We start from the raw sequence: 22,812 nt of genomic DNA on the forward strand, positions 1-22,812 counted from the left end.
CAGCATCGCGGCGCTCAGACGCCGCGCGTCCGCGCTTGGTTTCCAGATCATTCCCGACACGAAAACGGCCTGAAAACCACCCGTACTTCCATGCGATGTTTCTCGAGAGGCCCCTTGGTGTTGTCACATTAAAGTATCGGACATGCAATAGTTCGGCAGACTGATTTTTCCTCAAGAACAAGACATCCATCGCCTCCCATGCCCAGCAGGAATGACAGTTATGCAGTCTTACTGTCTTCTCCGTCGGTTTGCATTGGCGGACTATCCCTTCCACGCAATGTGCGTTAAACATCATCAGGAAGGAGATTGTCATGTCACTTCAAGCCAGGCTCGACGCATTCAAGGCCGATTTCAAAGGCGGAAAAGCCCCGTACTTTGCACCGCAGGAAATCCATCCGATCATGGAACGTGCGACGGCCGAACTCGTGGCGTCCGGTCAGGCCGCACGCGCTCTCAAAGCAGGCGACGTAGCGCCAGAATTTACCCTCAATGATCCGGAGGGCAAACCCGTGTCGTCTGTCGACCTGCTGAAACAGGGGGCGCTCGTGATCAGCTTCTACCGTGGCGTGTGGTGCCCGTATTGCAATCTTGAACTGACGGCCCTTGAAGAAGCGCTGCCGTCGTTCAAGGCCGAAGGTGCAAGTCTGATTGCGATCTCCCCGCAGAATGCCGTGAACAGCCGCAAATCGGTTCGCACCAACAAGCTGAACTTTCCGATCCTGAGCGACACGCACAATGATGTGGCCGCCGCATTCGGCATCCGCTTTGCTTTGCCCGACTATCTCGTGGATCTGTACAAGAGTCTAAAAAACGATCTGCCGGCGTTCAACGGGGACGACAGTTGGACGTTGCCGATGCCGGCGCGCTACGTGGTCGGGCAAGACGGAACGATCCTGTACTCGGAGGTCAACCCGGACTATACGCACCGCCCTGAGCCTCAGGATATGTTGCCCGCTCTCCGCAAGAAGATCGCTTCGGCGTCTTGATCCGGTCCTGCTTCGTTCCCGGTCGTGAACGGTTGGACAGGCACGTTGGACCATCTACATCGAGGCAATATGAAATCACGTACTTTTCTCGTCACCGGTGCCAGCAAAGGCATCGGCAGAGCCGTCGCAGAGCGGCTGAACGCAGACGGGCACCGGGTTGTGGGACTGGCACGTCAGGCAGACGACCCTGGCTTCCCAGGGACGCTCGTGTCTGTCGACCTATCCGATCGCGTGAAAACGCAGGCTACGCTCGATAAGCTTGTGGCGGAATACAAGTTCGACGGCCTGGTCAATAACGTTGGGCTGGTCAAACCGCAGAGGCTGGGCGCCATCGATCTGGATACGCTTGACTCCGTCATGTCGCTCAATCTGCATCCAGCTATACAGGCGGCGCAAGCACTCCTACCCAATATGAGCGCCCAAGGCTGGGGGCGAATCGTCAACATAACGAGCCTTACTGTCCTCGGCATCGTGGAACGTACGGCTTATGCTGCCGCCAAGTCCGCGCTGGTGAGTTTTTCGCGCTCCTGGGCGCTTGAGTTGGCGACCACCGGCATCACGGTCAATTCCGTAGCGCCGGGCCCCACGGAAACCGAACTGTTTAGAGCCAACAACGCGCCAGGAAGCGAAGGGGAGCAGCGCTATCTCGCCGCCGTCCCAATGAAACGCTTCGGCAAACCAGGCGAGATTGCTGCAGCCATCACGTTCCTGCTGTCCGAAGATGCTGCTTTCATTACGGGTCAATCGTTGTTTGTCGATGGCGGCGCCTCTATCGGCAAGGCTTCAATTTGAGGGCCGAATAGCTCCTCAATCCAGGCGACGAAAGCGCGTGCCTTTGCACTGACCATGCGCCCACTGGGGAAAACTGCCCACAGGTCGATACCCGGCAATTCCCAGTCGGGCAGCACGCGTTTCACGGCACCACTCGCGAGTTCCGGCGTGAACATCCATTCCGAAGCGATCGCGACGCCCATGTCGGCGAGCACGGCCGCGCGCACGCCTTCCGCCGCGTTCACGCGGATGCGCCCGGCGACGACAATTGCCGTTTCCGAATTGCCTTGCTTGAACGACCACACGCTTCCGCCGCCGCCCTGCTCATACACGATCGCCTGATGCGATAGCAGATCCGCAGGTACCCGCGGTTCGCCGGCTTTTGCGAACCAGGCTGGCGTGCCGACGACGCAACGCCGACCGTGGGTGACCTTGCGTGCAGTCATGTTCGAGTCGCCGAGTACCCCCATCCTGAGTGCTACGTCGATGCCGCGTTCCAGCAGATCAATGTTTTCATCGTCGAGCACAATGTCGATGTTGAGTTCAGGGTGTCGATCAAGAAATGTCTGGAGCCGCGGGAGGATGTGAATCCGCGCAAAGGTCACCGCTGCTGAAACCCTGAGACGGCCCGAGAGGGCGCCAGCCGATCCTCTTGCCGCAAACTCCGCCTCGTCGGCCTCTTCGATCGCCCGCTTTGCGCGCTCGTAAAATGCGTGGCCCGCTTCGGTCGGCGTCAGCCCGCGCGTCGAACGGAGTAGCAGTCGAACTGCGAGCCGCTCTTCGAGTTGCGCGATGGACTTGGATACGGCGGGCTGCCCAACGTTCAACAGCCGCGCTGCCGCCGAAAAAGAGCCGGACTCCACCACGCACACAAACGTTTCCATCGCTGTCAGTCGGTCCACGATCGTCCCTCCTGGAACGGATAGTTGGGGCTCGTTCGTCGCACCGTCAAACACGCGCGACGAAACCTGGTTGCCGGACGATACACCACCGCGCCACGCTGTTTTCGGTAGCGCCGGCATAACACTTATTCCGCACAGGCAAACGGTAACGCGTTCTTATCCTCAGCGACTTCTCTTGCGCCGTAAGCCGTTCACCGGCCGGGACGAAGTCCGCCCGATATGCCCCAAGGGAATGACTGTTATGCAGTGACGCTGCCTACCCTGGGCAGTTCAATTCAACGACGATGTCTCTGTGTTTGGCGAGCCGCTACCAGGCGCTTGTCTGACAGTAAATCGCCGTTGTGGCTCGCCCCGCAGTTGCAAGAGCCACCGAATCTGTTACCGCGCTCGTACCGCAAGCCGGTACTAACTGATCCGCAAGGAGTCACTCCATGAGCAAGCTGTTTTCAGCCGTCAAAGTCGGTCCTTACACGCTTTCCCATCGCGTCGCGATGGCGCCATTGACACGCATGCGTTCGGAACCCGGCGACGTGCCGGGCGATCTGATGGTCGACTACTACACGCAGCGCGCAACCGAAGGTGGTCTTATCGTCACGGAGGCAACCCCCATTTCGGTACAGGGCTACGGCTATGCAATGGCCCCGGGAATCTACGCCGACGATCAGATTGCAGGGTGGCGCCGGATCACGGATGCCGTGCACGCCAAAGGCGCTCGCATCTTTCTCCAGTTGTGGCATGTCGGCCGTCAGTCTCACCCCGATCTTCAGCCGGGTGGCGCGGCGCCCGTCGCGCCGTCTGCGCTGAAAGCCGAAGGCCATGCGTATTCGGTGAACGGCGAAGTCGAATTCACTATGCCTCGTGCGCTTGAACTGCGCGAAATCCCCGCCATTATCGAGGACTTCCGCAGGGGCGCCGAGCGGGCACTGCGTGCGGGCTTCGACGGTGTGGAGCTGCACGGCGCAAATGGCTACTTGCCGGACCAGTTTCTCCAGGACGGTTCGAATGCTCGCACCGACGAGTACGGTGGGCCGATTGAAAATCGTGCCCGCTTTCTCCTCGAAGTAACGGATGCTCTGATTTCGGTGTGGGGAGCGGATCGGGTCGGCGTGCGCATTGCACCGAGCGGCACCTATGGCTCGATGCATGACAGCGATCCTGAAACCACCTTCGGTTACGTGACGGAGCAGCTGGACAAGCGTGGCATCGGCTATCTTCACGTGGTCGAGCCACGCATCAAGGGCACGGAAACGATCGGCGAAGTTCACGATCCGGTCGCGGCGCGCCATCTGCGCCCGAAGTTCACCGGCACGCTAATCGCTGCAGGCGGTTTCACGAAAGAGACTGCGGACGCGATCATCGAAGCGGGCCACGCGGACATCGTAGCGTTTGGACGCCATTTCATCGCCAACCCCGATCTGCCCGAGCGCCTGCGCTTGAATCTGCCACTCAACCGGTACGACCGTAGTACTTTTTATGGCGGCGACGCACGCGGTTACACCGACTATCCGTTCCATGCTGAAACGCAGGCCGCGTAATTCTGCACCCCACCATCCGGAACCGGAAGAGCGGATTCCGGTGCTTGACTCCCTTCACACGAGCACGGCCTGAACGACGCAGCGCCCCGCGCTAACATAGCGCCGGTCGTTGCGTTGGCCACTACGGCGCGGCAGGGTGAAGGGTTCTAATTTATCTCACAGGACTCGGTATGAGCATTCTGGTTACCAGCGCCTCTGGTTCGAACGGCGATGGATACGGGGCGCTCCTGTCATTCCGCCTCGACGGTACTTTCATGGGTTCGTTCAGCGACGACCCTCGCATCGTCGATCCTCGCGGCATGAGCGTCAGTCCGGATCTGCAGCATCTTTATGTCAATAGCGGAAACGACCGCATCCTTGCGCTCGACACCAAAGGGATGGTGGTACGCGACACGGGTTCCGTTCCAGGACTGAATGCCGGAGGCGCCAACCTTGGGCCCGATGAGCGCTACTACGTTGGATTGCGTAGCGCTCGGACGATTGCTGCGTTCCCTCCATCTCTCGACGGAGCCGCACAATCCTTACTGCCAGTCGGTGTGGTTCCGTATCCTCGCGGATTCGCCTTCGGCACGGATGGCAAGCTTTTCCTTGCTTCCGGCATTGGTCCAGACGGTGAGGGTGAGAACAACATCGTCGTGTTCGACCCGGACGGTGGACTGCATGCTTCCCGATTCATTACGGACGACGCTGTGAGTCCACTGGATCTCACGATTGGGCCGAACGGAAATGTGCTTGTGTCCAGCGAGTTCCCGTTCGGCAAGCCGGGCGCGGTATGTACCGTCCGCGAGTACGACAGTTCAACCGGCAGCCTTGTCCGCGTGTTCCGGGTGGATCGGAATATGAGCTTTCATCGTCCTCGGGGTCTGCGCTTCGACCCTGAGGGATATTTGTTTTGCGTCGCTCGGGATACCGTCGTTGCGTTCGACTTCGTCGACGGACGCTGCCTGGGCCCCGTTATCGATATGCCGAGGTTAAACGGCCAGGCGATTGCTTTCTTTGCTTGACGCACTGATCCAACGTCACGGAAATGATACTAATGAGCATTAGTAGAGCATTTAAAGGTGCTGTCACGTTAAAGCGTTCGCTATGCAAAGCCGGATAGAACGCACCCGTACTCAGAAAGCGGACGGATCCTGGGTGAGCGCAGTGCAGCTTGCCGCGCGGCAAAGCGTGCGGCAAGCTGTTTTCGATAGGGTGGTGCACGCAGCAAATGTCGCTTGAGCGCGAAGTGCTGACGGATCGGCCCAAAACTCGCGAGCAACGCCTCAGCGACTCGTGGCCAACCCTTGGCCGCGCATCGAGTTCGGTTTGAAGCGCGAACCGAGCCGATACCGGTTGCCCGCATGAACGAAGTGGGCGAGTGTCACCGGAGTGCCGTCGGTCCAGGTGCGGCGCGTCAGCATCAGACAAGGCTCGTCTGTTCGCATCTCGAGCAGCGCTGCCTGTTCCGGCGTCGGTAGACAGGCGTCCACGATATGCTCGATTTCCAGTTCGTAGTGTGACACGTTGTTGTAGAGATACTGCGACGGCGGCTCGGCTGTGAAATCCTGCGTGAGAAAATTGGGTGCAGCAGCGGGGTTCACATACCGATCTTCGAACTGAATGGGCCGCCCATTTTCCAGATGTACGCATGTCAGATGAAACACGGGCGTATTCATCGGCAAGCCGAATGCTGCGGCGACCTCGACCGACGCGGCTTCGCGAGCCAGCGTGATGACCTTGCAGGCGTAGTCGTGCCCTCGTGAGCGAATCTCATCACGAATATGGGCGATCATCAGCAGGTTCGACTGCGGTTTGCCTTCAGCGACAAACGTGCCGACGCCGGCGACGCGTTCGAGTTCACCCTCGGCGGTCAATTCGCGTAATGCGCGATTGACCGTCATGCGCGCTACCCCAAACGCCGTCGCCAGATCGATCTCCGAGGGGATGCGCTCGCCAACGCCCCATTCGCCTGCGCGAACCTTGTCGCGCACGATTGACTTGATCTGCTGAAACGGCGCACCCGGTTTTTGAGCCATGTGTACTACCTTTCGATTCCGATTGAGCGACACCGATTCTATTACGCTTTCAGCGGCTCCCAAGCGACGCGAGCAACGTGCGCAGAAACATGTCATTTTCTTCTTCTGTACCGACGGTCACGCGGACAAAATCGTCCAGTTCGTAGGCGCCGAGCGGCCGGACCACGATGCCGGCCTGCAGCAACTGCTGTGCCGCTGTCTTTGCGTCGTTCAGGCCAATTGTGACGAAATTCGCATGCGTCGGAATGAATGGAATGCCCTGACGCTCCAGCGCCTGGGTGATTTGCGTAACGCCCGCACGGTTCAGGCTCTGCGTGCGTTGCAGGAACGCACGATCGGCGAGCGCCACCAATGCCGCGCGCTGCGCGAGTGCATTGACGCTGAACGTCGGGCGGATTCGGGCAATGGCATCGACAAGATCGGGATGCATGATGCCGTAACCGACTCGCAGCGAGGCTAGCCCGTACGCCTTCGAGAACGTTCGCGCGACGATCAGTTGCGGATAACGCGCAACCAGTGAAATCGAATCCGGTCGCAGCGCTGGATCGACATAATCGATATATGCTTCATCGAGTAACACGAGCATATCCGGACCGACAGAATCCAGAATGATTTCGATCTCCGCCGGGGACAGCAGCGTACCCGTTGGATTGTTAGGATTGCAGATGTAAACGAGGCGCGTCGTGTCGGTCAGTGCCGCGCACATCGCGTCAGGATCGTGTCGATAATCGAGCGCCGGCACTTCGATTGCGGTAGCGCCGCGCGCTCCAATGCTGATCGGATACGCCTGAAATGCGTACTGCGAATAGAGACCGGCGGTGCCGGGCAGCAAACTCAATGCGGCGCACAGATCGATCAGTTCATGGGAGCCATTCGTCACCGCGATGTGATCGGCCGGCACACCATGGTAGCGGGCAAGCGCGTTGCGCAAATCGAATGCATCGCTGTCCGGATAGCGCGCGAGAGCGGTATCCGCGCCGCTGAACTGCTCAGCCAACGCTTGCGCGACATATGGGCTGCAGCCGAGCGGATTTTCATTCGACGCAAGCTTGATGATGCGCGCAAGACCATATTCGCGCGCAACCGATTGCTCGGAGCGGCCCGGTACATAGCGCGGCAACGCACGGATATGCGCGGGCACCGGTGCGTCTTGCATGGCATCGTCCAGCTCGCTTTTCGCTTCGCTCATGCGCCCACCTGTCCCTGTTCTGCGCGCCACACTATCGGAAAGAGCGGATGCGCCATCGGCGCGTCTTCGGCGAGCGTCTCGCGCAGGCCCGGAAACTCCGGCGATGTCCGCCACGGGCGTGGCTTGTGGCGCACATCGTCACCGATAAACCGCAGCGAAAACGCGCGGCGCCGACGGTTGCCGCCAACGCCCCCCGACGCATGCAACGTCAGCATGTGAAAACACACCATATCGCCAGGTTCGAGCTCCCAGCCGACGATCGGATAGGCGTCGCGATTGCTTTCGATATCGGGCAGATCGGTCAGGCTGCCTTCGGGAAACCACTTCGCCTCGTTGGCAATGAACGTGCGAGGCATCAGCCACGGCCCGCGATGCGAACCCGCGACAAATTCGAGAGTCGACTCCCGCGCGACCGGATCGACGGGAATCCACATGCTGACGTTCTGGTCACCGGTGATGTTGTAGTACGGCTGGTCCTGGTGCCACGGCGTACGCTGGCGCGTGTTTGGCTCCTTCACAAGCAGGTGATCGTGATAGAAGCGGGCCGCTTCGCCGCCCATCAACGCGCCCGCGACGCTCGGCGCAGGCGATTCCATGATGAAACGACGGTAACCGTCGTTATCCTGCCAGTTGCAGAAGTCCTCGAAGAACCAGCCTGGATCGTCCGGCCGGCTCGCCACCTTGGCACGCGGACTCGGTTGAGCGATGTTTCGGTCGATGGCCTCGCGCAACATCGCCAGTTCATCGGCCGAGAAAATATTGCGAATGCACACCGCGCCGTCGACGCGAAACGCCCGCACCAGTTCGTCGGTCATAGCGCGTGCGACGCGCTGCTGAATGGTCTCAGACATCTCCGTTTCCTTTGTATGGGGTTGACATTTCACGCCGCTCAACGCTCGACTGCACGTATGAAGTCGGCGATGCGGCTGTCTCCAGTCGCGCCGAGAATCGAGTCAGGGGTGCCCGACTCCAGAATGACGCCATTCGCGACGAAATGAATCGTGTCGGCCAGCTTCCGCGCGAACGCCATCTCATGCGTCACGATGGCAAGCGTCAAACCCGCATCGGCAAGGGTGCGAATCGTGTCGAGCACGCCAGCGACAAGCTCCGGATCGAGTGCCGAGGTCGGCTCGTCGAACAGGACGACTTTGGGCTTCATCGCCAGTGCGCGCGCAATTGCAACGCGCTGGCGCTGGCCGCCCGACAACTGGTCGGGGTAGTAGTCGAGACGATTGCCCAGACCGACCTGGTGCAGGATCGCCGAGGCCTCACTGATGACTTCGTCGCGTTGACGACGCTGCACGTGGATTGGCCCTTCGATAACGTTTTCGAGCACCGTGCGATGAGCGAAGAGATTGAATTGCTGAAACACCATTGGCATCTTGCGCCGTACGACGCGCAGCTGCGCTTCCGGTTTTGTGCGAAACGTGGCGCCATCCTGATGACAAAGCCGTTCGCCTTCGAAATGAATTTCACCGCCAGTCGGCATGTCCAGAAAATTGATGCAACGGAGCAAGGTGGACTTGCCCCCGCCACTCGGACCGATGAAGAAACTGACCTCGCCGGGCCGGATACGCAGGTCGATGCCTCTGAGCACCTGTACCGCGCCGAACGTTTTTTCGAGTGCGCGCACGTCGAGAATGGGCGCGGGGAGATTCGCCTCCTCGTTTCGATCAGGCTTCAAGATTGGGCTCCGTGCTAGCCGCGCCGGCCGTGCTCGCGGGGATCTGTGTCGACACGCGTTTTCCGCCACGATGTACCGGGGTGAACTGCTGCTCGATCCACCGCACGCCACGTGCTGCAGCAAAGCTCATCGCGAAGTAGATGATCGCCACCATCAGATAGACCTGCATGCTCATGAAGGTATCGGCGATCACAATCGTGCCGTGCCGCAGCAGTTCGTTGACCGCGATGAACGACACCAGCGACGAATCTTTCAGCAACGAAATGAAATAGCCGCCGATCGTAGGGAGCGCGACCTTCAGCGCTTGAGGAAGAATCACCCGCCGGTAGATCATCGCGTGCGACATACCGATGGTCAGTCCTGCTTCACGCTGACCGTTGTCTACCGCCTGGATCGCCGCGCGGAATACCTCGGAAAGATACGCGCCGAGGTTCAGCGCGAGGCCGAGCACACCCGCCCAGAATCCCGGCAAGGTCAAACCGACCTGCGGCAACGTGAAGTAAATCACCAGTAGCTGGACCACCAGCGGTACGTCGCGCCAGATCTCGACATAGGCGCGCAGCAGCCAGTCGAGCCAGCGCCGTGACGACAGCCGGCCTAGCGCGACCGCCAGGCCGAGCGCAATCGCACACGTCATGCTGATGACAGACAGTTCGATCGTCACCCACGCGCCCTTCAATAAGAACGGAAAGTAGCGCGGAATCAGCGTAAAGAAGAACTCGCTCATGATCGGTGCGGTTACTTCGTCAGCACCGCTTGTTCCGGCGACCATGCACCGTACTTCGTCAGGATCTTCTGGCGCGTGCCGTCCTGATCCATAGATTGGAGCGCACCATTGATCGCCGTGAGAAGGTCACTGCATTCTGCGCGAACCGCTGCTGCACTCGTGCCGAATTTATAGCTGGCCTTGTTTTCGGCGTCGGCCCATTCAGGCTTCGGATGGTAGTAGATCGGCTGACCGACAACGCGCAGATTTTTCATCTTCTCGCGTTGGCCGAGCAAAGTGCCCTGATCGAGCAGTACCGCGTCGACTTGGCCGTTCTGCAGCGCGAGGAATGGTTCGCCAAACGAATTGAAGTCCATGACTTCACCGATCTGGCCTTCGGTCGCAAGCCTGTGCGCGTTCACCGAATCGTTGGTGCCGAGCGTTGTGGCAACCTTCCGGTTCTTCAGGTCTGCGAATGACTGGATCGGTGAATCGGTTTTGACAATTATTTCATCGTACAGCAGGAAATAGGGCCGCGAGAAACGTACGTTGGCGCTCTGGATGCGCTCCTGCGTGGCCGACATCGAGGAGAAGATGATGTCCCAGCGCTTCGATTTCAGACCGGGAATGAGCGTACTCCATTCGGTGACGACGAAGTCTGTCTTCGGCACGCCGATGCGCTTGCCCAATTCCTTCAGCATATCGGCCTCGAAGCCGCCGTAGCTGCCGTCTTCGTTTTGCCAGACGAAAGGACGGGTACCCATCAGGCCGTTGCCCGCTGTCAGGACGCCGCTCGCCTTCACGTCGTCCAGACAACCGGCGGCGACTGGAAATGCGGAGCTGGACAGGACGGCGGCGACATATAACGCGATCAGACGATTCATGGCGAACACTCCGGGCAGAAGGGGAACGACTGGTGGAAACGTTGCGCGCGTCTGCGATACCTCGGTGGGACCCACTCGCATAGCGGTCTAGACCGGACTATACTGCAACAAAAAAAATAGCCAAGTTTTTTTTCGATGCAGACAAGCTCAAAAGCTACGCGGCGGCGAACTGGGATCTCGGTGTGACGTATCAGTTGTTTTGTCCTGGGAATACTTGCGTCCCGGGGGCGACATTTTCGTGAATTGGGAGAGGTGCAAGAGCGACAACATCAGCGTCCGCTTGCATAGCATCGTCACGGCGATCGAAATTGGCATGACCCGAGTGACCAAGGGGCGAGGCGAGGGCCCGTGGTCCACACTCGAATGGCTGTTGGCAATACTGTTGCCAATGATTTGCGGTGTGCTGATAGTGGTTGCGAAGCGGCTGAGTTCCTTTTTGAGCGCGGTGCGACAAACCCGCGGTCAAATGTTTCTTCAAGCGCCTGCTGCGCTCGAGCCCTGTACCGCGCAGGATCGTCACGGCGGGGCGCAGTGATGTCCTTGGGCGTGAGAGCGGAGAGGTCGAACTGCCCTTTGCGAAGTCGATGTATCAAGCCGATGCCTGAAATCGTCGTCGCGGTACTCCCTAAATTTTCGGAAGCTGAAAATCGACTTCAGCAACGACTCCGCTATCAGCCGCTCGTACTGGGAAAGTCGTCAGACATAAGCTACCGGCTCCATGCATGCAACCTGTCGTCAGATCGAAACGTAAGCCGTGTGCCGGGCACTGCAATAGGTAGCCGTCAAGTTGACCGGATGCCAGCGACGCGCCGTTGTGAGGGCACGAATTATCGATGGCGTAAACGGTACCTTCGATATTGAAGATGACAATGCTGCGACCATTGACGAAGACAATTTTGCGCTTCCCGGGAGGCAGTTCATCGACAGGGTCAATCGGAATAGGGTGTGACATTTCGTTCCCGTTCAATCCCCAATCGATTCGAGCATGACTTCCACAATAACGTCGGCGGGATAGGCGCCCGAAAGGTTGTGTACTCCGTTGAACACCATGAATGGGACACCACTCACGGAGTGGGCGTCAATCGGTAGCGGGTTCGCATCTGGCCCGACATAACGGCCTGTGCTGAAAACGTACTCGCTCAAGCCGTCGTGACTCAGTCCACACTCGAGTCCAAGCCGCTCCAGCACGCCTCGGTCGCCGATGTTCTCGCAATCGACGAAAAAGGCCGTCAGAAGCCGTTCTACCAATGCTGCCTGCTTCGCTTCAGTCTCATGCGCGTACGCATACGCCAATAGTCGATGTGCTGCCGCCGTGTTCGGAAGCAACGGAATATGATCAAAGGAGAAAGTTATGCCGGCTGGGCGCCCCGCTTGTTGCAACTGCGCCCGTCGCGCCGCGACCGCCTCGGAACCGCCAAGACGCGCAAGGTAGAAAGCCTGGTAGGGTTCGCCCACGAGGGGTGTGTTGGGCAATAGCTGAACCGAGCGCCACACCACTCTCGGCTCGATCTCCGGCCTCAGTTCGGTTAAACGTTTTATGGCGGTACGTAGATGCCGCGTGCCAATCAGGCACCACGGGCAGATGAAATCCAGGAAAACTTCGATCTCCAGAAAAGGTTTGTTGCTATCGGCTACATGCTCCCTCACTGTCTGTCCGGGTTCAGCGACATTGACGGCGCACACCATCCGCTCTTGCTCACAAACCATGGAGTGAATGTTTCGACTGGTCACGTCTGCTCCTCAACTGTGTTCTTCAACAAATTCCAAAGCGCGTGGCCGGCAGCGGGTCATTAACGACCTGACCCGACATGCCGAATCACTGGGCTACGTTCCGCAGCCCAAACAGCCTGACATACTCAAATCACGAAAATGGAGGAGCCCGTAGTTTTTCGAGCCTCCAAGTCCTGATGTGCCTGCACCGCGTCCTCCAACGCATACCGCTGATTGATCCCGATGCGGATGCGGCCTGCTGCCACATGGCCGAATAGCTCATCGACCAGTTCTGCCTTCTCGGCCGGATCGGCGATGTAGTCGGCGAGACCCGGGCGGGTCACGTACAGGGAGCCCTTGCGGGCCAGAATTGCCGGATCGAACGGCGGGATTTTGCCGGAAGCGGTGCCGACGCAGACCAGCAGGCCGCGGCGTTTGAGGGAGTCTAGCGAGGACATGAAGGTGGTCTTGCCCACGCTGTCGAAGACCACGGATACGCCCACTCCGTTGGTGAGTTCCCGCACGCGCTTGGCTACATCCTCATGACTGTAGTTAATCGTGTGATCACAGCCGTGGGCGCGCGCCACCTCGGCCTTGGCGTCAGTCGAAACCGTGCCAATCACCGTCAGGCCGAGCAATTTGGCCCACTGCGAAACGATCAGGCCAACACCGCCTGCTGCGGCGTGCAGCAGCACGGCGTCGCCCGCTTTGAAAGGGTAGATTCGGCGCACCAGGTAGGCGGCGGACAAGCCCCGCATGGTCATGGCCGCTGCAGCTTCGCAACTGATGGCCTCCGGCAGCTTGATCAGCGGCGCGGCAGAAATCAGCCGCTCCGTGCTGTAGGCGCCAAGGGTGTTGATGAAGCCCGTGTAGGTCACGCGGTCGCCGACCGCCAGATGGGTCACCCCGGCACCGATGGCCTCGACCACGCCGGATGCCTCGTTGCCGAGGCCGCTGGGCAGCGGAACCTCATAGATACCTCCGCGGAAGTAGGTGTCGGCAAAGTTAAGACCCACTGCCACGTGGCGGACGCGCACCTCTCCCGGTCCCGGCTCTCCGACTTCAGCGTCCTCAAAACGAAGGACCTCGGGGCCGCCGGTTTCGTAGAATTTAACGACTTTTGCCATGTTGTCTCCTGTGTCGATCGGAGTTAGCGCTTTAGCGCTTACTGCGATCCCATGCAAGCTGGTTGCTGTTATGTATCGACTGCCGCAGTTCGCCTGCGGCTCGCTAGCGCTTACTTCACCCTTGGGTCGGCTTGCGCAGGAATCCCTGGTTGCCACCGTTACGATTGGGCGCGAAGCCATTGGCCTGAAGCGTCTCGTCCGCCGTTTCGTAGAAGACCCCAATTTTCATGATCTCGCGTGCCTGTTGCGCTGTCGCGATGGGACGGCCAAATTCGCCGGAGATACGCACCAGTTGCTTAATTTGCTCGACGGAGCTCATCTTGCCCGTGCGGGTCTGGTTCCAGAGCACATCCTCGATGCCGCACCGTACGTGCAGGCCCAAGGCAATGCCGATCATATTCACGGGCAGCACATTCAGCACCGAACTCTCCACCGTGATCACCGCGCCGTCGGGCGCAGCACGCAGGAAATTCGCCAGGTTGTAGATGTTCGCCTGATCCATGCCGCCGCTGATAGCCACCCAGTTCATCACCAGTGGCCCCTTGTAGACGCCGCGGCGAATCATCCGCTCAATCGTTTCAAAGCTGTTGATGTTGTAGCACTGAAACTCACTTTGGATTCCGGCAGCCGTCAGGCGTCGGATGTGCTCTTCGGCCCAGCTGGGATTCGAGGGGACAATCATGTCCTTGTAGGTTGCATAGAGGTGCGGGAACCCGCGCGAAACGCCCTTGAAGTCATCTATGCCGGCATGCTCTGTCACGTTCATCTGCGTCGTGTTGACGGTGACAGTCACCTGGTCGGGCTTCGGATCGAGTTCGGCCAGCATATGCCGCGTGTCATCGCTAAGCCATTTGGCCGCAGAACCATCGTCCTCGGGCGCAAAGCTGATGGAGCCGCCCACCTGGATGACCATTTCCGGCACGCGGGCGCGCACCCCGGCGATCAGCTCGTTGAACATGGACAGGCGCTTGCTGCCCTTGCCATCGGCTTCGCGTACATGCAGATGCAGCACGGTGGCACCGGCTTCGTAGCAATCCACCGCCTTCTGGATCTGCTCCTCCATGGTGACAGGAATGTCTTCCGGGAAGTCCGAGGGAATCCAGCCCGGCGCATAGGGAGCGGCTGTGATGATCAGAGGCTGCTGGTTCTCGGGATAGAGGTGGCCGTCGAGAAAGTTCATGGTGATGGATCTCCAAATTGAAATGTGAATAGTGAGAATGTCGAACCAGATGAGAAAGCTTTAGAAACCCATTTTCAGCACCATCGAGTGTCTGATGCGACCAGTGAATCATCTGGCCGGCCGCCACTTCCTGCTTTACATTGCATGCCTTGCACTTGACTTTTCATGACAGCAGTCCGCTGACGCAAGAGCGCCGGATCATCGACTGCCCCATCCACGATCCCGACAGCGGCGGCAGGACAAAACGGGATCAAGTGCGCATCATGCTGACCAATCTGGTTCATTGGCAGCACCTGCCTTTCATCGGGCTCCCGATGAACCCTTGGCATGCCACGCGTGAGTCTGTCGTAAGCAATGTGCTGCACGATGAATCGTTCGTTCTTCAACGTGCCTCTCAACGGCTTCGACGATGAGACGGATGCTTCGGCGTGATGTCATGGTGGGACGGCATCACAATGCCGACCATGCACGCGTAGCAAAGCGCTTCATGAGTCATTGGAGTGAGATTCCCCCTCGGGACAAACCCTAGAGCAATCCGCGCCGCAATCCGTCGAGCGGCATGAGTTTTGTTCACCAATACGTTCGAAAATGGCTGCGTCGACAGCATTGGAATCCCTCCGTTCATTGACTTCGCATCGGCCGCGGCAGTGCAGGGCCACTGTGGTTCGCAGTGTATTCCCATAATTTAATAATGTCGACAAAAATAGAGGTGCGGAATTGGTCGCTGGATGTGGCAGGCGACTATTGACTCCGCCGTCGCGAATCTGGGCTTCCGAACGTGGGTGCTTGTTATGAAGACGTAAACCGTTCTGCCTGCCAGGTCGACTCAGTATAAGTATTAATGTCGACATCAAAAATTTTGGAGGATGATCGGTATTGTCAGTGTTCAGTCGGCAAACGGGCCGTTGCGGGAAAGCCCTGGAATCGTCGGGCGATTGCGCCGGCAGCGGGAATCGACGACCCCGCGCGATTCGGTAACAGGCAAGCATCCGGTCGGGCTCGCCCGGTCATCATAAAAGGCAGAGGAGACGTCAATGAAACTGAAGTGGAGCGGAGTAGCGGTACTCGCGGTATTCGCCAGCGCAGCGCATGCGCAGTCGTCGGTCACGTTGTACGGCGCAATCGATTCGGGCGTTTTCTTTCAGAGCACGGCGGCGTCTTCCTTCGCGCCGAACGCCCACAACAACGGGCACGTGTACGGCATCAAGGACGGCAGCCTCTATGGGAGTTTCTGGGGCATCAAGGGGACCGAAGACATCGGCGGCGGCTACAAGGTCAACTTCAGACTGCAGGGGGTGTTCAACAGCAGCAACGGCAAGGTTGGGCTGCCCGACACGACGGGCACGACTGCGATATTCAACCAGCAGACGACGGTCGGCCTCTCCGGACCGTTCGGCACGTTCGACGCCGGACGGCAGTACACGCCGATGATCTACGCGATGGCCGATACCGACGTCCGCGCGGCGCAGTACTTCGGCAGCATCCTGGGCGCATGGCTTGGGCTGAACCAGGCCGCCGGCTGGCCCGGGACGAACACGAATGTGCCGCTCGGGGCGTTGTATGACAGCAACGCGCTCGTCTATCAGACACCGAAGTTCTACGGCGCGTCAGCCGCGCTCGAGTACGCGCCGGGCGGCGTGGCGGGCCAGATTCAGGGCGGTACGCGCGAATCGGCGGTGCTCAGGTATTCGAACTACGGCCTCAACCTGTCCGCCGTCTACTACAACGCTCACGACACGAACCTCGCGGCGGCCGCGCCGACCGGGTACGACAATAACCGCCTCTACTATTTCGGCGCGAAGTACACGTTCCGCGGCGTATCGGTGTCGGCGTCGTACGGGATCGGCAAGAATCCGTCGAACACGCTCCTCGCGGACTACGAAATGATTTCGGGTGGTCTCGGCTATCAGTTCACCCCGTTCTTCAAGATCACGTCCGGCTTCTACTACCTGAAGGACCGCAACAACTCGGCGAACCATTCGAGTGAATACGCGGTGGGCGCGGAATACAACCTGTCGAAGCGCACAATCGTCTCTGCGCAGGTCGGCTACGTCGCGAACCACGGGACGATGAACCAGACGATCATGTACGGCCAGATCGTCGCGCCGGGCGTATCGACCACGGCCGCAATGATCGGTCTGCGTCACAGCTTCTGATGAATTGAAATCGAAACGGAGAACAACGATGAAAACGATGAATGGACTCAGGGTGGCGCTTGGCGTCGCGATCACGGCGGTGTCGATCGGCGCGTGGGCGCAGGACGGCGCGTCGGCAGGGGCCTCGGCTGGCACGGCGGTCACCGCGTCTGGCGGGATGACGGCCAAAGCCACACGGCAGGCGAATCGAGCGCTACGACGCAAGGTGTACGCAGCACTCGCGAAGCACAAGGAGATCGACGCGGGCGACATCGGTGTCACCGCGAAAGGCGGCACGGTGATGATCAGCGGCACGGTCCCGGACGCGTCGCAGATCAATACCGTCACCGAGATCGTGAAGGGCGTCGAGGGTGTGACGTCGGTGACCAGCAAGCTCTCGGTGCAGCGGCCGTTCGGCCAGTAGAGCGGCGCGCAGGCTGGTTGAATTTGAATAGACAGACTTGCCCAATGGATTTGAACCTGACTCACGTCTGCAAACCGCGCGCGACCTTTCCAGGTCGACTGCGCCTTGCGTGAGTCAGGGTTCGCGATGCGCCGTCATGATCGACCGTCGAGTGAGCGAAGACGACCATTAGCTCGCGCGTTATAAGCGCAACTGGAACTCGAAGCACGGCATGTTGTGGGGTCCGTCGCACTTCATGAATACCCAGACCGGTCAGCCGTTCACGCAAGGAGGAACCTGTCATGAAGGTCATCTCTCACCTCGACAAGGTGCGACGCTTGTCGGCGCTTCGACAGCATCTCGATCCGTTAGCAGACTTCGAATTGTGGTTCTGGACCACGCTGACCGCAAGTATCAACGTCTTCAATGCAACGCTGCACCTCACTGGTCTGACGCGTGACGATCCCGTGTTCTCGACCATTCCCGGCGTGCACGTTGTGAAGCAAGCGGACGGTAGCTACGCGCGCGAGTTGCGCGGGCTCGGCGATGTGAGCCATGTCGATTGGCCGGCAATCGAGGGAGAAGTACCTCAGGCCATTCGGCAACTCGAACACGCGTTGCATACCATCGAGTATCACCGGGATCCATGCATTCGCGGAGATTGCGCTCCAACACAAGCCATCGTCGACGAATGTGAACAAGCGTTTACACAAGTCGTGTACGCATTCGAACAAGCGTTGAGGGATACCGACTATGAAAACCGGGAATCATCGGATCAAAGCCGAGAACATCGAGACGTCGCTAAGGATTCTCGGCGAAGATGACTGGGAAATGAAAATTGAGGCAGCGATGCTGGCCGGGACACACTGGGCGAACTACGCGCTGCATCGCCGCGGCGTCACTTCAGACAGTGAGGACATCGTCCACAACTCGATGCTCGTCGTGAACATGCTGCGCAAGTATTCCCTTGCGGAAGGCGAACTGCTTGGTGCGCTGACCGAAATCGAGGAGCTTCGCCCTCTTTATGTTCGGGGAGACTTGCCAGACGGTTCTCGCGCCGCAGCGCGGGCGTTGGAACTGCTTCGGTTGATCAGCGCGCTCGCCAGGCGCGCGCCATGACTGCTTCAGCAGAAAGCGTCGCGAGGATTCATCCGACCATTCAAGTGCCAGTTGCTCGATCAAGGGAGTACTCGCGCGCTACCGCCAGCCCGAGCGGCGGCATCAATAACTCGCGATCAACCAGGCCTGCGGCGGGCACGGCGCACGGCTAGCCATACCTGCCATCGTATTTCACGACCGACTAAGTCTGGCGAGCATGAAATTAATGTCGACATAAATAAGATGGTCTGCTATCTTGTTTGTACAGATGCGGGGCAACAATATTTTTCGGTTTCGTAAAGCTGCGGCGCCACGCGGCGACGGTGGGGGAATTGGCGAAATTCCCGCCAGATACAAGGAGATATCGCTCATGATTAAGGTAGAAAGACTGACCGCTTGCATTGGTGCCGAGGTGTCCGGTGTGAGCCTGGGGGATGCGTCCCGAGATGCATCGCTGTTCGCGGAAATCAAGGCTTTGTTGCTTAAGCACCGAGTCCTCTTTTTTCGAGATCAAGATATCTCCCGGAAAGAGCATGTCGCCTTTGCGAGCCGCTTCGGGAAATTGGAAGAGCATCCCGTTGCGGAGAGCGATCCGGAAAACCCGGGCCTCGTGCAGATCTATCGATCGCAACAAAAGAATCCTTACGAAAACAACTATCACAGTGACGGACTTTGGCGGCCGAACCCATCTATGGGTGCCGTGTTGCGCTGCGTCGAGTGTCCGGAGGTTGGGGGTGACACCATCTGGGTCAACATGGTAGAGGCTTATAAGCAACTACCAGAAGAGATCAAGAAGCGCATCGAGGGGTTGAGAGCAAAAAGCAGCATTGAGCACTCGTTCGGTGCGGCAATGGATCCGGAGGAGCGAAGAAAACTTGCGGCGCAGAATCCAGAGGTGGAGCACCCTGTCGTGCGGACTCACCCAGAGACTGGCGAAAAGATTCTTTACGTCAGCAGCTTCACGACGCATTTCGCCAACTACCACACACCTGAGAATGTGCGTTGCGGTTTGGACAAGACGCCAGGTGCGAGCCTTCTGCTGAATTATCTGCTGAGCCAGGCATCGATCCCTGAGTATCAGGTTCGCTTCCGGTGGAAACCGAACAGTATTGCCATCTGGGACAACCGGTCAACGCAGCACTACGCGGTCATGGATTATTGGCCGGCTCCGCGCAAGATGGAGCGAGCAGGAATCGAAGGCGATAAACCATACTAACCGTTTGCTTGTCCTCGCGAGGCTCGAGGTGTTCGGGCTCTCTCGGGCGGTCGCAGTTCGGTTTTGCATGGATCATTGCTTGGCTCGGTCAGCGCGTCGTCATGGCTGTCGCCCGTGCTGCCCACCGAATGCTCGATGCGGCCGTCGGCCGGGGAGTTTTTGTCGACATTAGAATGCTGGAGACTATAATGGTTAAAGGATTAAATTCGACGAAAATTAATTGCGCTATACGCCATGGCCCGAAATAAAACGCAGAACCTTCCCGATCTTTCCTCGCTCCTTACGCCCAAGAATTCACTGATGCTGGCAGTCGAGCGGGCGGTGCTGCGCGGGCAGGACTGGGCGTATGCCTCGGTGCCGATTGCCGAGCAGATCGCTGCCCGGCTGGCCGGGGTCATTACGCTTGACCTGGTGAAGTCGGGGCAGCGCTTGCTGGAGAAAGATATCAGCGAGGTGCTGCACGTTAGCCGCGCGCCGGTGCGCGAAGCGATGCGTATTCTGGAGCGGGACCGCCTGGTTGAGTTTCAGGCCAGACGCGGGGCGATCGTTACGGCGCCCGACGAGAATGAGCTTCGGGACATTTTCCGTGTGCGCAGCGTGCTTTACGTCACGATGTTGGAGCAGGTGGCGCGCGAAAACCCGTCCGAACTCGAGGCGTTACTGAACGAGCATATGCCCAGGCTAACCAGGGCGGCCGAGGAGTCGGTCGACGCCTATGCCGTGGAAAGCTTCCTCCTGAATTTCAACACGGTCGATCTGTGCCGCAACCGGCTTCTGGTCGATGTCCTGCACTCCATCTCATTGAGAACCCTGCGGTATGTTCGGCTAGGATTTGTGGCTAAGCCTCAGTCGGTTCGCACATCTTTAAAAGTCTGGAGCGCGCTGCAGAAGGCGGCGATCAAGCGGGACAACAAGCTACTGCTTTCCCTTGCAGCGTCGCGGCTGGACGACGCCAGGGACGCTGCCATTCGCGCAATCGTTGCAAAACCGGCAGACAGTCGACCTGCACGTGCCACAAAGCCGGCGCGGGCCCGAGTAGCAGCCGCCTCTGCAGAGTGAGTCGCTCCGGGCTGCTAAGGAAAGTTGAATCCTGATTGCGCGGCGTTCCATCTTTTGGAACGCCGCGGTGGGTTTTCCGTTGCCGGTGCCCCGTCTATCGTGGCCGCGGTGCAGCGCGAATTGATTGGAACATTCCGTGCATAGTTGCGGCACGTTGGGATGTCATGTCGTCGGAATCGACTCCGCTTCCCGCTCATCCATCCTCTCCTCGACGCTGGGTACGTTCACCTGGTAGCAGACACCGCATACCAGCACCTTCGGTAGTTTGCTACACGCCAGTGCGGGAATCTTGCTCCCGCATCAGCGGATTCGCGTACACGCAGTGCATCGTGCCGATCCCGCGATCAGGCCACGCACGCTTCAACTTTACTTGTGCCGGACCAGCTCGATCCGGTGCGAGAAATCCTTGTCGATGATCGTTTCGTCGCGCCCCCAATATGACGAACCTTAGCTTTGCTTAGGGTTTACGCCGCGTCGTAACAGTTCGCTTCTGCGCTCAGACGTGACGTTTCGCGTGCTGATAATAATTAATGTCGCCAAAAATAATTCCCGGTGCTATCCTGAAATCAGTGTCCGTCGTCAGGAGCTTCGCAGCCGCAAGGGAGGCTTTGGCGCAACACTTATACGGAGGTGTTCATACTGGCAAGCGCCTTCCACAAGTCATCGAGACGCTTGAAATAAGCGTTGAAATCCAAAGCGCGCACGGGCGACACAAAGAAAGCGTCCGGTGATGCTGACGGTCAGCAGAAACCACTGCCGGTCCCGGTTTAGCGGTCTTGCCTCACAGGGGCCAGACGACACCAGGCGGCACGATTCAATATGAATTTAGAGAATCATCGGAGGAGACAGAATTGAGCCCTTATACAAGTAACGTAATGCCGGCCGAGTCGGCGGCGGCTACCAGTGGCGCCCGAGTCTACGCCTGGGTGGTATTTGCATTGATGTTTTGCCTTTTGCTGTCTGACTACATGTCGCGGCAGGCGCTCAATGCCTTGTTTCCGATCTTGAAAGTGCAGTGGCAGCTGACCGATACAAAGCTCGGTTCGATTAGCGGCGTGGTGCCGTTGGCGGTCGGCGTGCTGACCCTCCCATTTTCGATAGTCGCGGACCGTTGGGGGCGTGTCAAAAGCATTGCGCTGATGGCTGCGCTGTGGAGCGTTGCCACGCTCGGTTGCGCGATTGCCAGCAGCTACAACGAGATGTTCATCGCGCGCATCTTCGTTGGTGTCGGCGAGGCTGCTTACGGAAGTGTCGGACTCGCGATGCTCATGAGCATCTTTCCAAAGCGTCTGCGCTCTACCATTGCCGGCGGCTTTACGTCTGCCGCTGCCTTTGGGTCCGTGCTCGGTGTTTCGCTTTCCGGCGTCGTTGCGACTCACTTTGGCTGGCGCTGGTCGATGGGTCTGATGGCGATCTTCGGTTTTGTGTTGGTGATCATTTACTTCTTCGTCGTCTCGGAAAAAAGGCTCGCGCGTGCGCATGCGGCCAATGCGAGCGGAACGCCGGTGGCGGAGCGTCTGAAACTGACGCCTCGAGCGTTTTTCTCTGGCCTGTTCCCATCCCGCTCCGTCTTTTGTGCGTACCTCGGCAGCGCCTCGCAAATCTTCATTCAGGGCACGCTTTTCGTGTGGCTGCCCAGCTACCTGAATCGTTACTGGGACATGCCTGTCAGCAAGGCAGCCGTCGTGGCGGCCGGCCTTGTCCTTGTCAGCGGCATGGGCCAACTTCTGTGCGGTGTGATCACCGACCGGATCAGCCGGGACTCGTCGCTTAAGCGGTGGAACATGGCCATTGGTTATTGCCTCGTGCTGGGCATCCTGCTGGCGGTCGCGTTCCGCTTGCCACCGGGCAATCTGCAGCTCGCGCTCCTTGCGCCCGCGGTGTTTTTCCTTGCCAGTTCGTTCGGCACATGTAGCGCGATTATTGCTGGGGCCACACCGCCAGCTATCCATGGCTCGGCATTTGCCACACTGACGCTGTTCAACAATATTTTAGGCCTCGCAGCGGGTCCCTTTTTCACCGGTGTGGTAGCGGACGCGGTGGGTCTTCAAGGCGCGTTGCGCCTGCTTCCGCTCGCGGCAGTTCTGCCCCTCACGGTGTACCTCATTGGCCGGTGGTGTCACATCGCGGAAGCGCGACGCGGCTGAGCGTGCCGCCGGCGCGGTGAACCTCATCGACTGGACGTTTTCTGATGTCCATGTTCCGAGTG

General features: G+C 59.0%; 24 protein-coding genes and 1 pseudogene. 11 read left to right on the top strand and 14 right to left on the bottom strand.

What is annotated here, in order from left to right:
- On the bottom strand, nt 1-313 hold a 313-nt coding region (locus KHO31_RS36045), incomplete at its 3' end, for a hypothetical protein (protein WP_211625678.1).
- On the opposite strand from KHO31_RS36045, the gene KHO31_RS36050 reads away from it, so the two are divergent.
- The gene (locus tag KHO31_RS36050) at nt 312-986 is read left to right on the top strand and encodes a peroxiredoxin-like family protein (RefSeq protein WP_201081509.1); all 675 of its coding nucleotides are present in this window, start codon (nt 312-314) and stop codon (nt 984-986) included. The genes KHO31_RS36045 and KHO31_RS36050 overlap by 2 nt on opposite strands.
- Before the next feature lie 69 nt (nt 987-1,055).
- Nucleotides 1,056-1,778, top strand: coding sequence for an SDR family oxidoreductase (locus KHO31_RS36055; protein WP_201081511.1), 723 nt, complete (start codon nt 1,056-1,058; stop codon nt 1,776-1,778).
- On the opposite strand, the gene KHO31_RS36060 is transcribed toward KHO31_RS36055, so the two are convergent.
- Nucleotides 1,727-2,659 (bottom strand): LysR family transcriptional regulator, encoded by a 933-nt coding sequence (locus KHO31_RS36060; RefSeq protein ID WP_201081513.1) that lies wholly within the window; start codon nt 2,657-2,659, stop codon nt 1,727-1,729. The genes KHO31_RS36055 and KHO31_RS36060 overlap by 52 nt on opposite strands.
- Before the next feature lie 431 nt (nt 2,660-3,090).
- Here KHO31_RS36060 and KHO31_RS36065 point away from each other — a divergent pair, with 431 nt between their 5' ends.
- Entirely contained in the window at nt 3,091-4,194 is a 1,104-nt protein-coding gene (locus KHO31_RS36065) for an alkene reductase (RefSeq protein ID WP_201139363.1), read from the top strand.
- Between the two features lie 170 nt (nt 4,195-4,364).
- Entirely contained in the window at nt 4,365-5,198 is an 834-nt protein-coding gene (locus KHO31_RS36070) for an NHL repeat-containing protein (protein WP_201081517.1), read from the top strand.
- Between the two features lie 111 nt (nt 5,199-5,309).
- Here KHO31_RS36070 and KHO31_RS39645 read toward each other — a convergent pair.
- The 12 genes and pseudogenes from KHO31_RS39645 to KHO31_RS36125 form a co-directional block, all read right to left on the bottom strand.
- A pseudogene (locus KHO31_RS39645) lies at nt 5,310-5,452 on the bottom strand (IS6 family transposase); the annotation flags it as partial.
- Nucleotides 5,453-5,459: 7 nt separating this feature from the next.
- Complete coding sequence (gene hutC, locus KHO31_RS36075) at nt 5,460-6,212, bottom strand: histidine utilization repressor (protein ID WP_201081519.1); 753 nt, start codon at nt 6,210-6,212, stop codon at nt 5,460-5,462.
- A gap of 49 nt (nt 6,213-6,261) precedes the next feature.
- Nucleotides 6,262-7,401 carry a histidinol-phosphate transaminase gene (hisC, locus tag KHO31_RS36080; RefSeq protein ID WP_201081521.1) on the bottom strand — a complete coding sequence of 380 codons (1,140 nt, stop codon included), beginning with the start codon at nt 7,399-7,401 and terminating at the stop codon, nt 6,262-6,264.
- Nucleotides 7,398-8,252 (bottom strand): phytanoyl-CoA dioxygenase family protein, encoded by an 855-nt coding sequence (locus tag KHO31_RS36085; protein ID WP_211625680.1) that lies wholly within the window; start codon nt 8,250-8,252, stop codon nt 7,398-7,400. The genes hisC and KHO31_RS36085 overlap by 4 nt, the downstream gene beginning before the upstream one ends.
- 38 nt (nt 8,253-8,290) lie before the next feature.
- A complete protein-coding gene (locus KHO31_RS36090) occupies nt 8,291-9,043 on the bottom strand; it encodes an amino acid ABC transporter ATP-binding protein (RefSeq protein WP_201081680.1) in 753 nt (250 codons plus the stop codon).
- A 31-nt stretch (nt 9,044-9,074) separates the two neighbouring features.
- Nucleotides 9,075-9,857: an amino acid ABC transporter permease gene (locus KHO31_RS36095; RefSeq protein WP_201081525.1), complete on the bottom strand. Its 783-nt coding sequence runs from the start codon at nt 9,855-9,857 to the stop codon at nt 9,075-9,077.
- On the bottom strand, nt 9,824-10,675 hold the full coding sequence (locus KHO31_RS36100) for a substrate-binding periplasmic protein (RefSeq protein ID WP_211625682.1): 852 nt from the start codon (nt 10,673-10,675) through the stop codon (nt 9,824-9,826). The genes KHO31_RS36095 and KHO31_RS36100 overlap by 34 nt, the downstream gene beginning before the upstream one ends.
- A gap of 625 nt (nt 10,676-11,300) precedes the next feature.
- Entirely contained in the window at nt 11,301-11,627 is a 327-nt protein-coding gene (locus KHO31_RS36105; protein WP_201081529.1) for a Rieske (2Fe-2S) protein, read from the bottom strand.
- Nucleotides 11,628-11,638: 11 nt separating this feature from the next.
- Nucleotides 11,639-12,406 (bottom strand): DsbA family oxidoreductase, encoded by a 768-nt coding sequence (locus KHO31_RS36110; protein WP_211625684.1) that lies wholly within the window; start codon nt 12,404-12,406, stop codon nt 11,639-11,641.
- A 125-nt stretch (nt 12,407-12,531) separates the two neighbouring features.
- Complete coding sequence (locus tag KHO31_RS36115; protein ID WP_200655127.1) at nt 12,532-13,512, bottom strand: quinone oxidoreductase family protein; 981 nt, start codon at nt 13,510-13,512, stop codon at nt 12,532-12,534.
- A 115-nt stretch (nt 13,513-13,627) separates the two neighbouring features.
- On the bottom strand, nt 13,628-14,692 hold the full coding sequence (locus KHO31_RS36120; RefSeq protein WP_201081535.1) for a BKACE family enzyme: 1,065 nt from the start codon (nt 14,690-14,692) through the stop codon (nt 13,628-13,630).
- 74 nt (nt 14,693-14,766) lie between these two features.
- Complete coding sequence (locus KHO31_RS36125) at nt 14,767-15,078, bottom strand: hypothetical protein (protein ID WP_201081537.1); 312 nt, start codon at nt 15,076-15,078, stop codon at nt 14,767-14,769.
- A 648-nt stretch (nt 15,079-15,726) separates the two neighbouring features.
- Here KHO31_RS36125 and KHO31_RS36130 point away from each other — a divergent pair.
- From KHO31_RS36130 to KHO31_RS36160, 7 genes are all read left to right on the top strand, one after another.
- A complete protein-coding gene (locus KHO31_RS36130) occupies nt 15,727-16,848 on the top strand; it encodes a porin (RefSeq protein WP_200655124.1) in 1,122 nt (373 codons plus the stop codon).
- 28 nt (nt 16,849-16,876) lie between these two features.
- Nucleotides 16,877-17,251 (top strand): BON domain-containing protein, encoded by a 375-nt coding sequence (locus KHO31_RS36135; protein WP_201086526.1) that lies wholly within the window; start codon nt 16,877-16,879, stop codon nt 17,249-17,251.
- A 281-nt stretch (nt 17,252-17,532) separates the two neighbouring features.
- Nucleotides 17,533-18,054: a hypothetical protein gene (locus KHO31_RS36140; protein ID WP_200655122.1), complete on the top strand. Its 522-nt coding sequence runs from the start codon at nt 17,533-17,535 to the stop codon at nt 18,052-18,054.
- Nucleotides 18,055-18,061: 7 nt separating this feature from the next.
- The gene (locus tag KHO31_RS36145) at nt 18,062-18,349 is read left to right on the top strand and encodes a hypothetical protein (protein WP_321207333.1); all 288 of its coding nucleotides are present in this window, start codon (nt 18,062-18,064) and stop codon (nt 18,347-18,349) included.
- A 349-nt stretch (nt 18,350-18,698) separates the two neighbouring features.
- The gene (locus tag KHO31_RS36150) at nt 18,699-19,544 is read left to right on the top strand and encodes a TauD/TfdA dioxygenase family protein (protein ID WP_236555775.1); all 846 of its coding nucleotides are present in this window, start codon (nt 18,699-18,701) and stop codon (nt 19,542-19,544) included.
- A gap of 234 nt (nt 19,545-19,778) precedes the next feature.
- Nucleotides 19,779-20,603, top strand: coding sequence for a GntR family transcriptional regulator (locus KHO31_RS36155; RefSeq protein WP_201081543.1), 825 nt, complete (start codon nt 19,779-19,781; stop codon nt 20,601-20,603).
- Between the two features lie 875 nt (nt 20,604-21,478).
- Nucleotides 21,479-22,750, top strand: a complete 1,272-nt coding sequence (locus tag KHO31_RS36160) for an MFS transporter (RefSeq protein ID WP_211619420.1) — start codon at nt 21,479-21,481, stop codon at nt 22,748-22,750.
- The last annotated feature ends 62 nt before the right edge of the window (nt 22,751-22,812 follow it).

Origin of the sequence: Paraburkholderia domus (assembly GCF_905220705.1) — a bacterium.
Classification (GTDB): domain Bacteria; phylum Pseudomonadota; class Gammaproteobacteria; order Burkholderiales; family Burkholderiaceae; genus Paraburkholderia; species Paraburkholderia domus.

Bases quoted from the DNA above. Each gene is read 5' to 3' on its own strand.
- KHO31_RS36050 (WP_201081509.1), top strand. From the start codon at position 312: ATGTCACTTCAAGCCAGGCTCGACGCATTCAAGGCCGATTTCAAAGGC.
- KHO31_RS36055 (WP_201081511.1), top strand. From the start codon at position 1,056: ATGAAATCACGTACTTTTCTCGTCACCGGTGCCAGCAAAGGCATCGGC.
- KHO31_RS36065 (WP_201139363.1), top strand. From the start codon at position 3,091: ATGAGCAAGCTGTTTTCAGCCGTCAAAGTCGGTCCTTACACGCTTTCC.
- KHO31_RS36070 (WP_201081517.1), top strand. From the start codon at position 4,365: ATGAGCATTCTGGTTACCAGCGCCTCTGGTTCGAACGGCGATGGATAC.
- hutC (WP_201081519.1), bottom strand. From the start codon at position 6,212: ATGGCTCAAAAACCGGGTGCGCCGTTTCAGCAGATCAAGTCAATCGTG.
- hisC (WP_201081521.1), bottom strand. From the start codon at position 7,401: ATGAGCGAAGCGAAAAGCGAGCTGGACGATGCCATGCAAGACGCACCG.
- KHO31_RS36085 (WP_211625680.1), bottom strand. From the start codon at position 8,252: ATGTCTGAGACCATTCAGCAGCGCGTCGCACGCGCTATGACCGACGAA.
- KHO31_RS36095 (WP_201081525.1), bottom strand. From the start codon at position 9,857: ATGGTCGCCGGAACAAGCGGTGCTGACGAAGTAACCGCACCGATCATG.
- KHO31_RS36100 (WP_211625682.1), bottom strand. From the start codon at position 10,675: ATGAATCGTCTGATCGCGTTATATGTCGCCGCCGTCCTGTCCAGCTCC.
- KHO31_RS36105 (WP_201081529.1), bottom strand. From the start codon at position 11,627: ATGTCACACCCTATTCCGATTGACCCTGTCGATGAACTGCCTCCCGGG.
- KHO31_RS36115 (WP_200655127.1), bottom strand. From the start codon at position 13,512: ATGGCAAAAGTCGTTAAATTCTACGAAACCGGCGGCCCCGAGGTCCTT.
- KHO31_RS36120 (WP_201081535.1), bottom strand. From the start codon at position 14,692: ATGAACTTTCTCGACGGCCACCTCTATCCCGAGAACCAGCAGCCTCTG.
- KHO31_RS36130 (WP_200655124.1), top strand. From the start codon at position 15,727: ATGAAACTGAAGTGGAGCGGAGTAGCGGTACTCGCGGTATTCGCCAGC.
- KHO31_RS36135 (WP_201086526.1), top strand. From the start codon at position 16,877: ATGAAAACGATGAATGGACTCAGGGTGGCGCTTGGCGTCGCGATCACG.
- KHO31_RS36140 (WP_200655122.1), top strand. From the start codon at position 17,533: ATGAAGGTCATCTCTCACCTCGACAAGGTGCGACGCTTGTCGGCGCTT.
- KHO31_RS36145 (WP_321207333.1), top strand. From the start codon at position 18,062: ATGAAAATTGAGGCAGCGATGCTGGCCGGGACACACTGGGCGAACTAC.
- KHO31_RS36150 (WP_236555775.1), top strand. From the start codon at position 18,699: ATGATTAAGGTAGAAAGACTGACCGCTTGCATTGGTGCCGAGGTGTCC.
- KHO31_RS36155 (WP_201081543.1), top strand. From the start codon at position 19,779: ATGGCCCGAAATAAAACGCAGAACCTTCCCGATCTTTCCTCGCTCCTT.
- KHO31_RS36160 (WP_211619420.1), top strand. From the start codon at position 21,479: ATGCCGGCCGAGTCGGCGGCGGCTACCAGTGGCGCCCGAGTCTACGCC.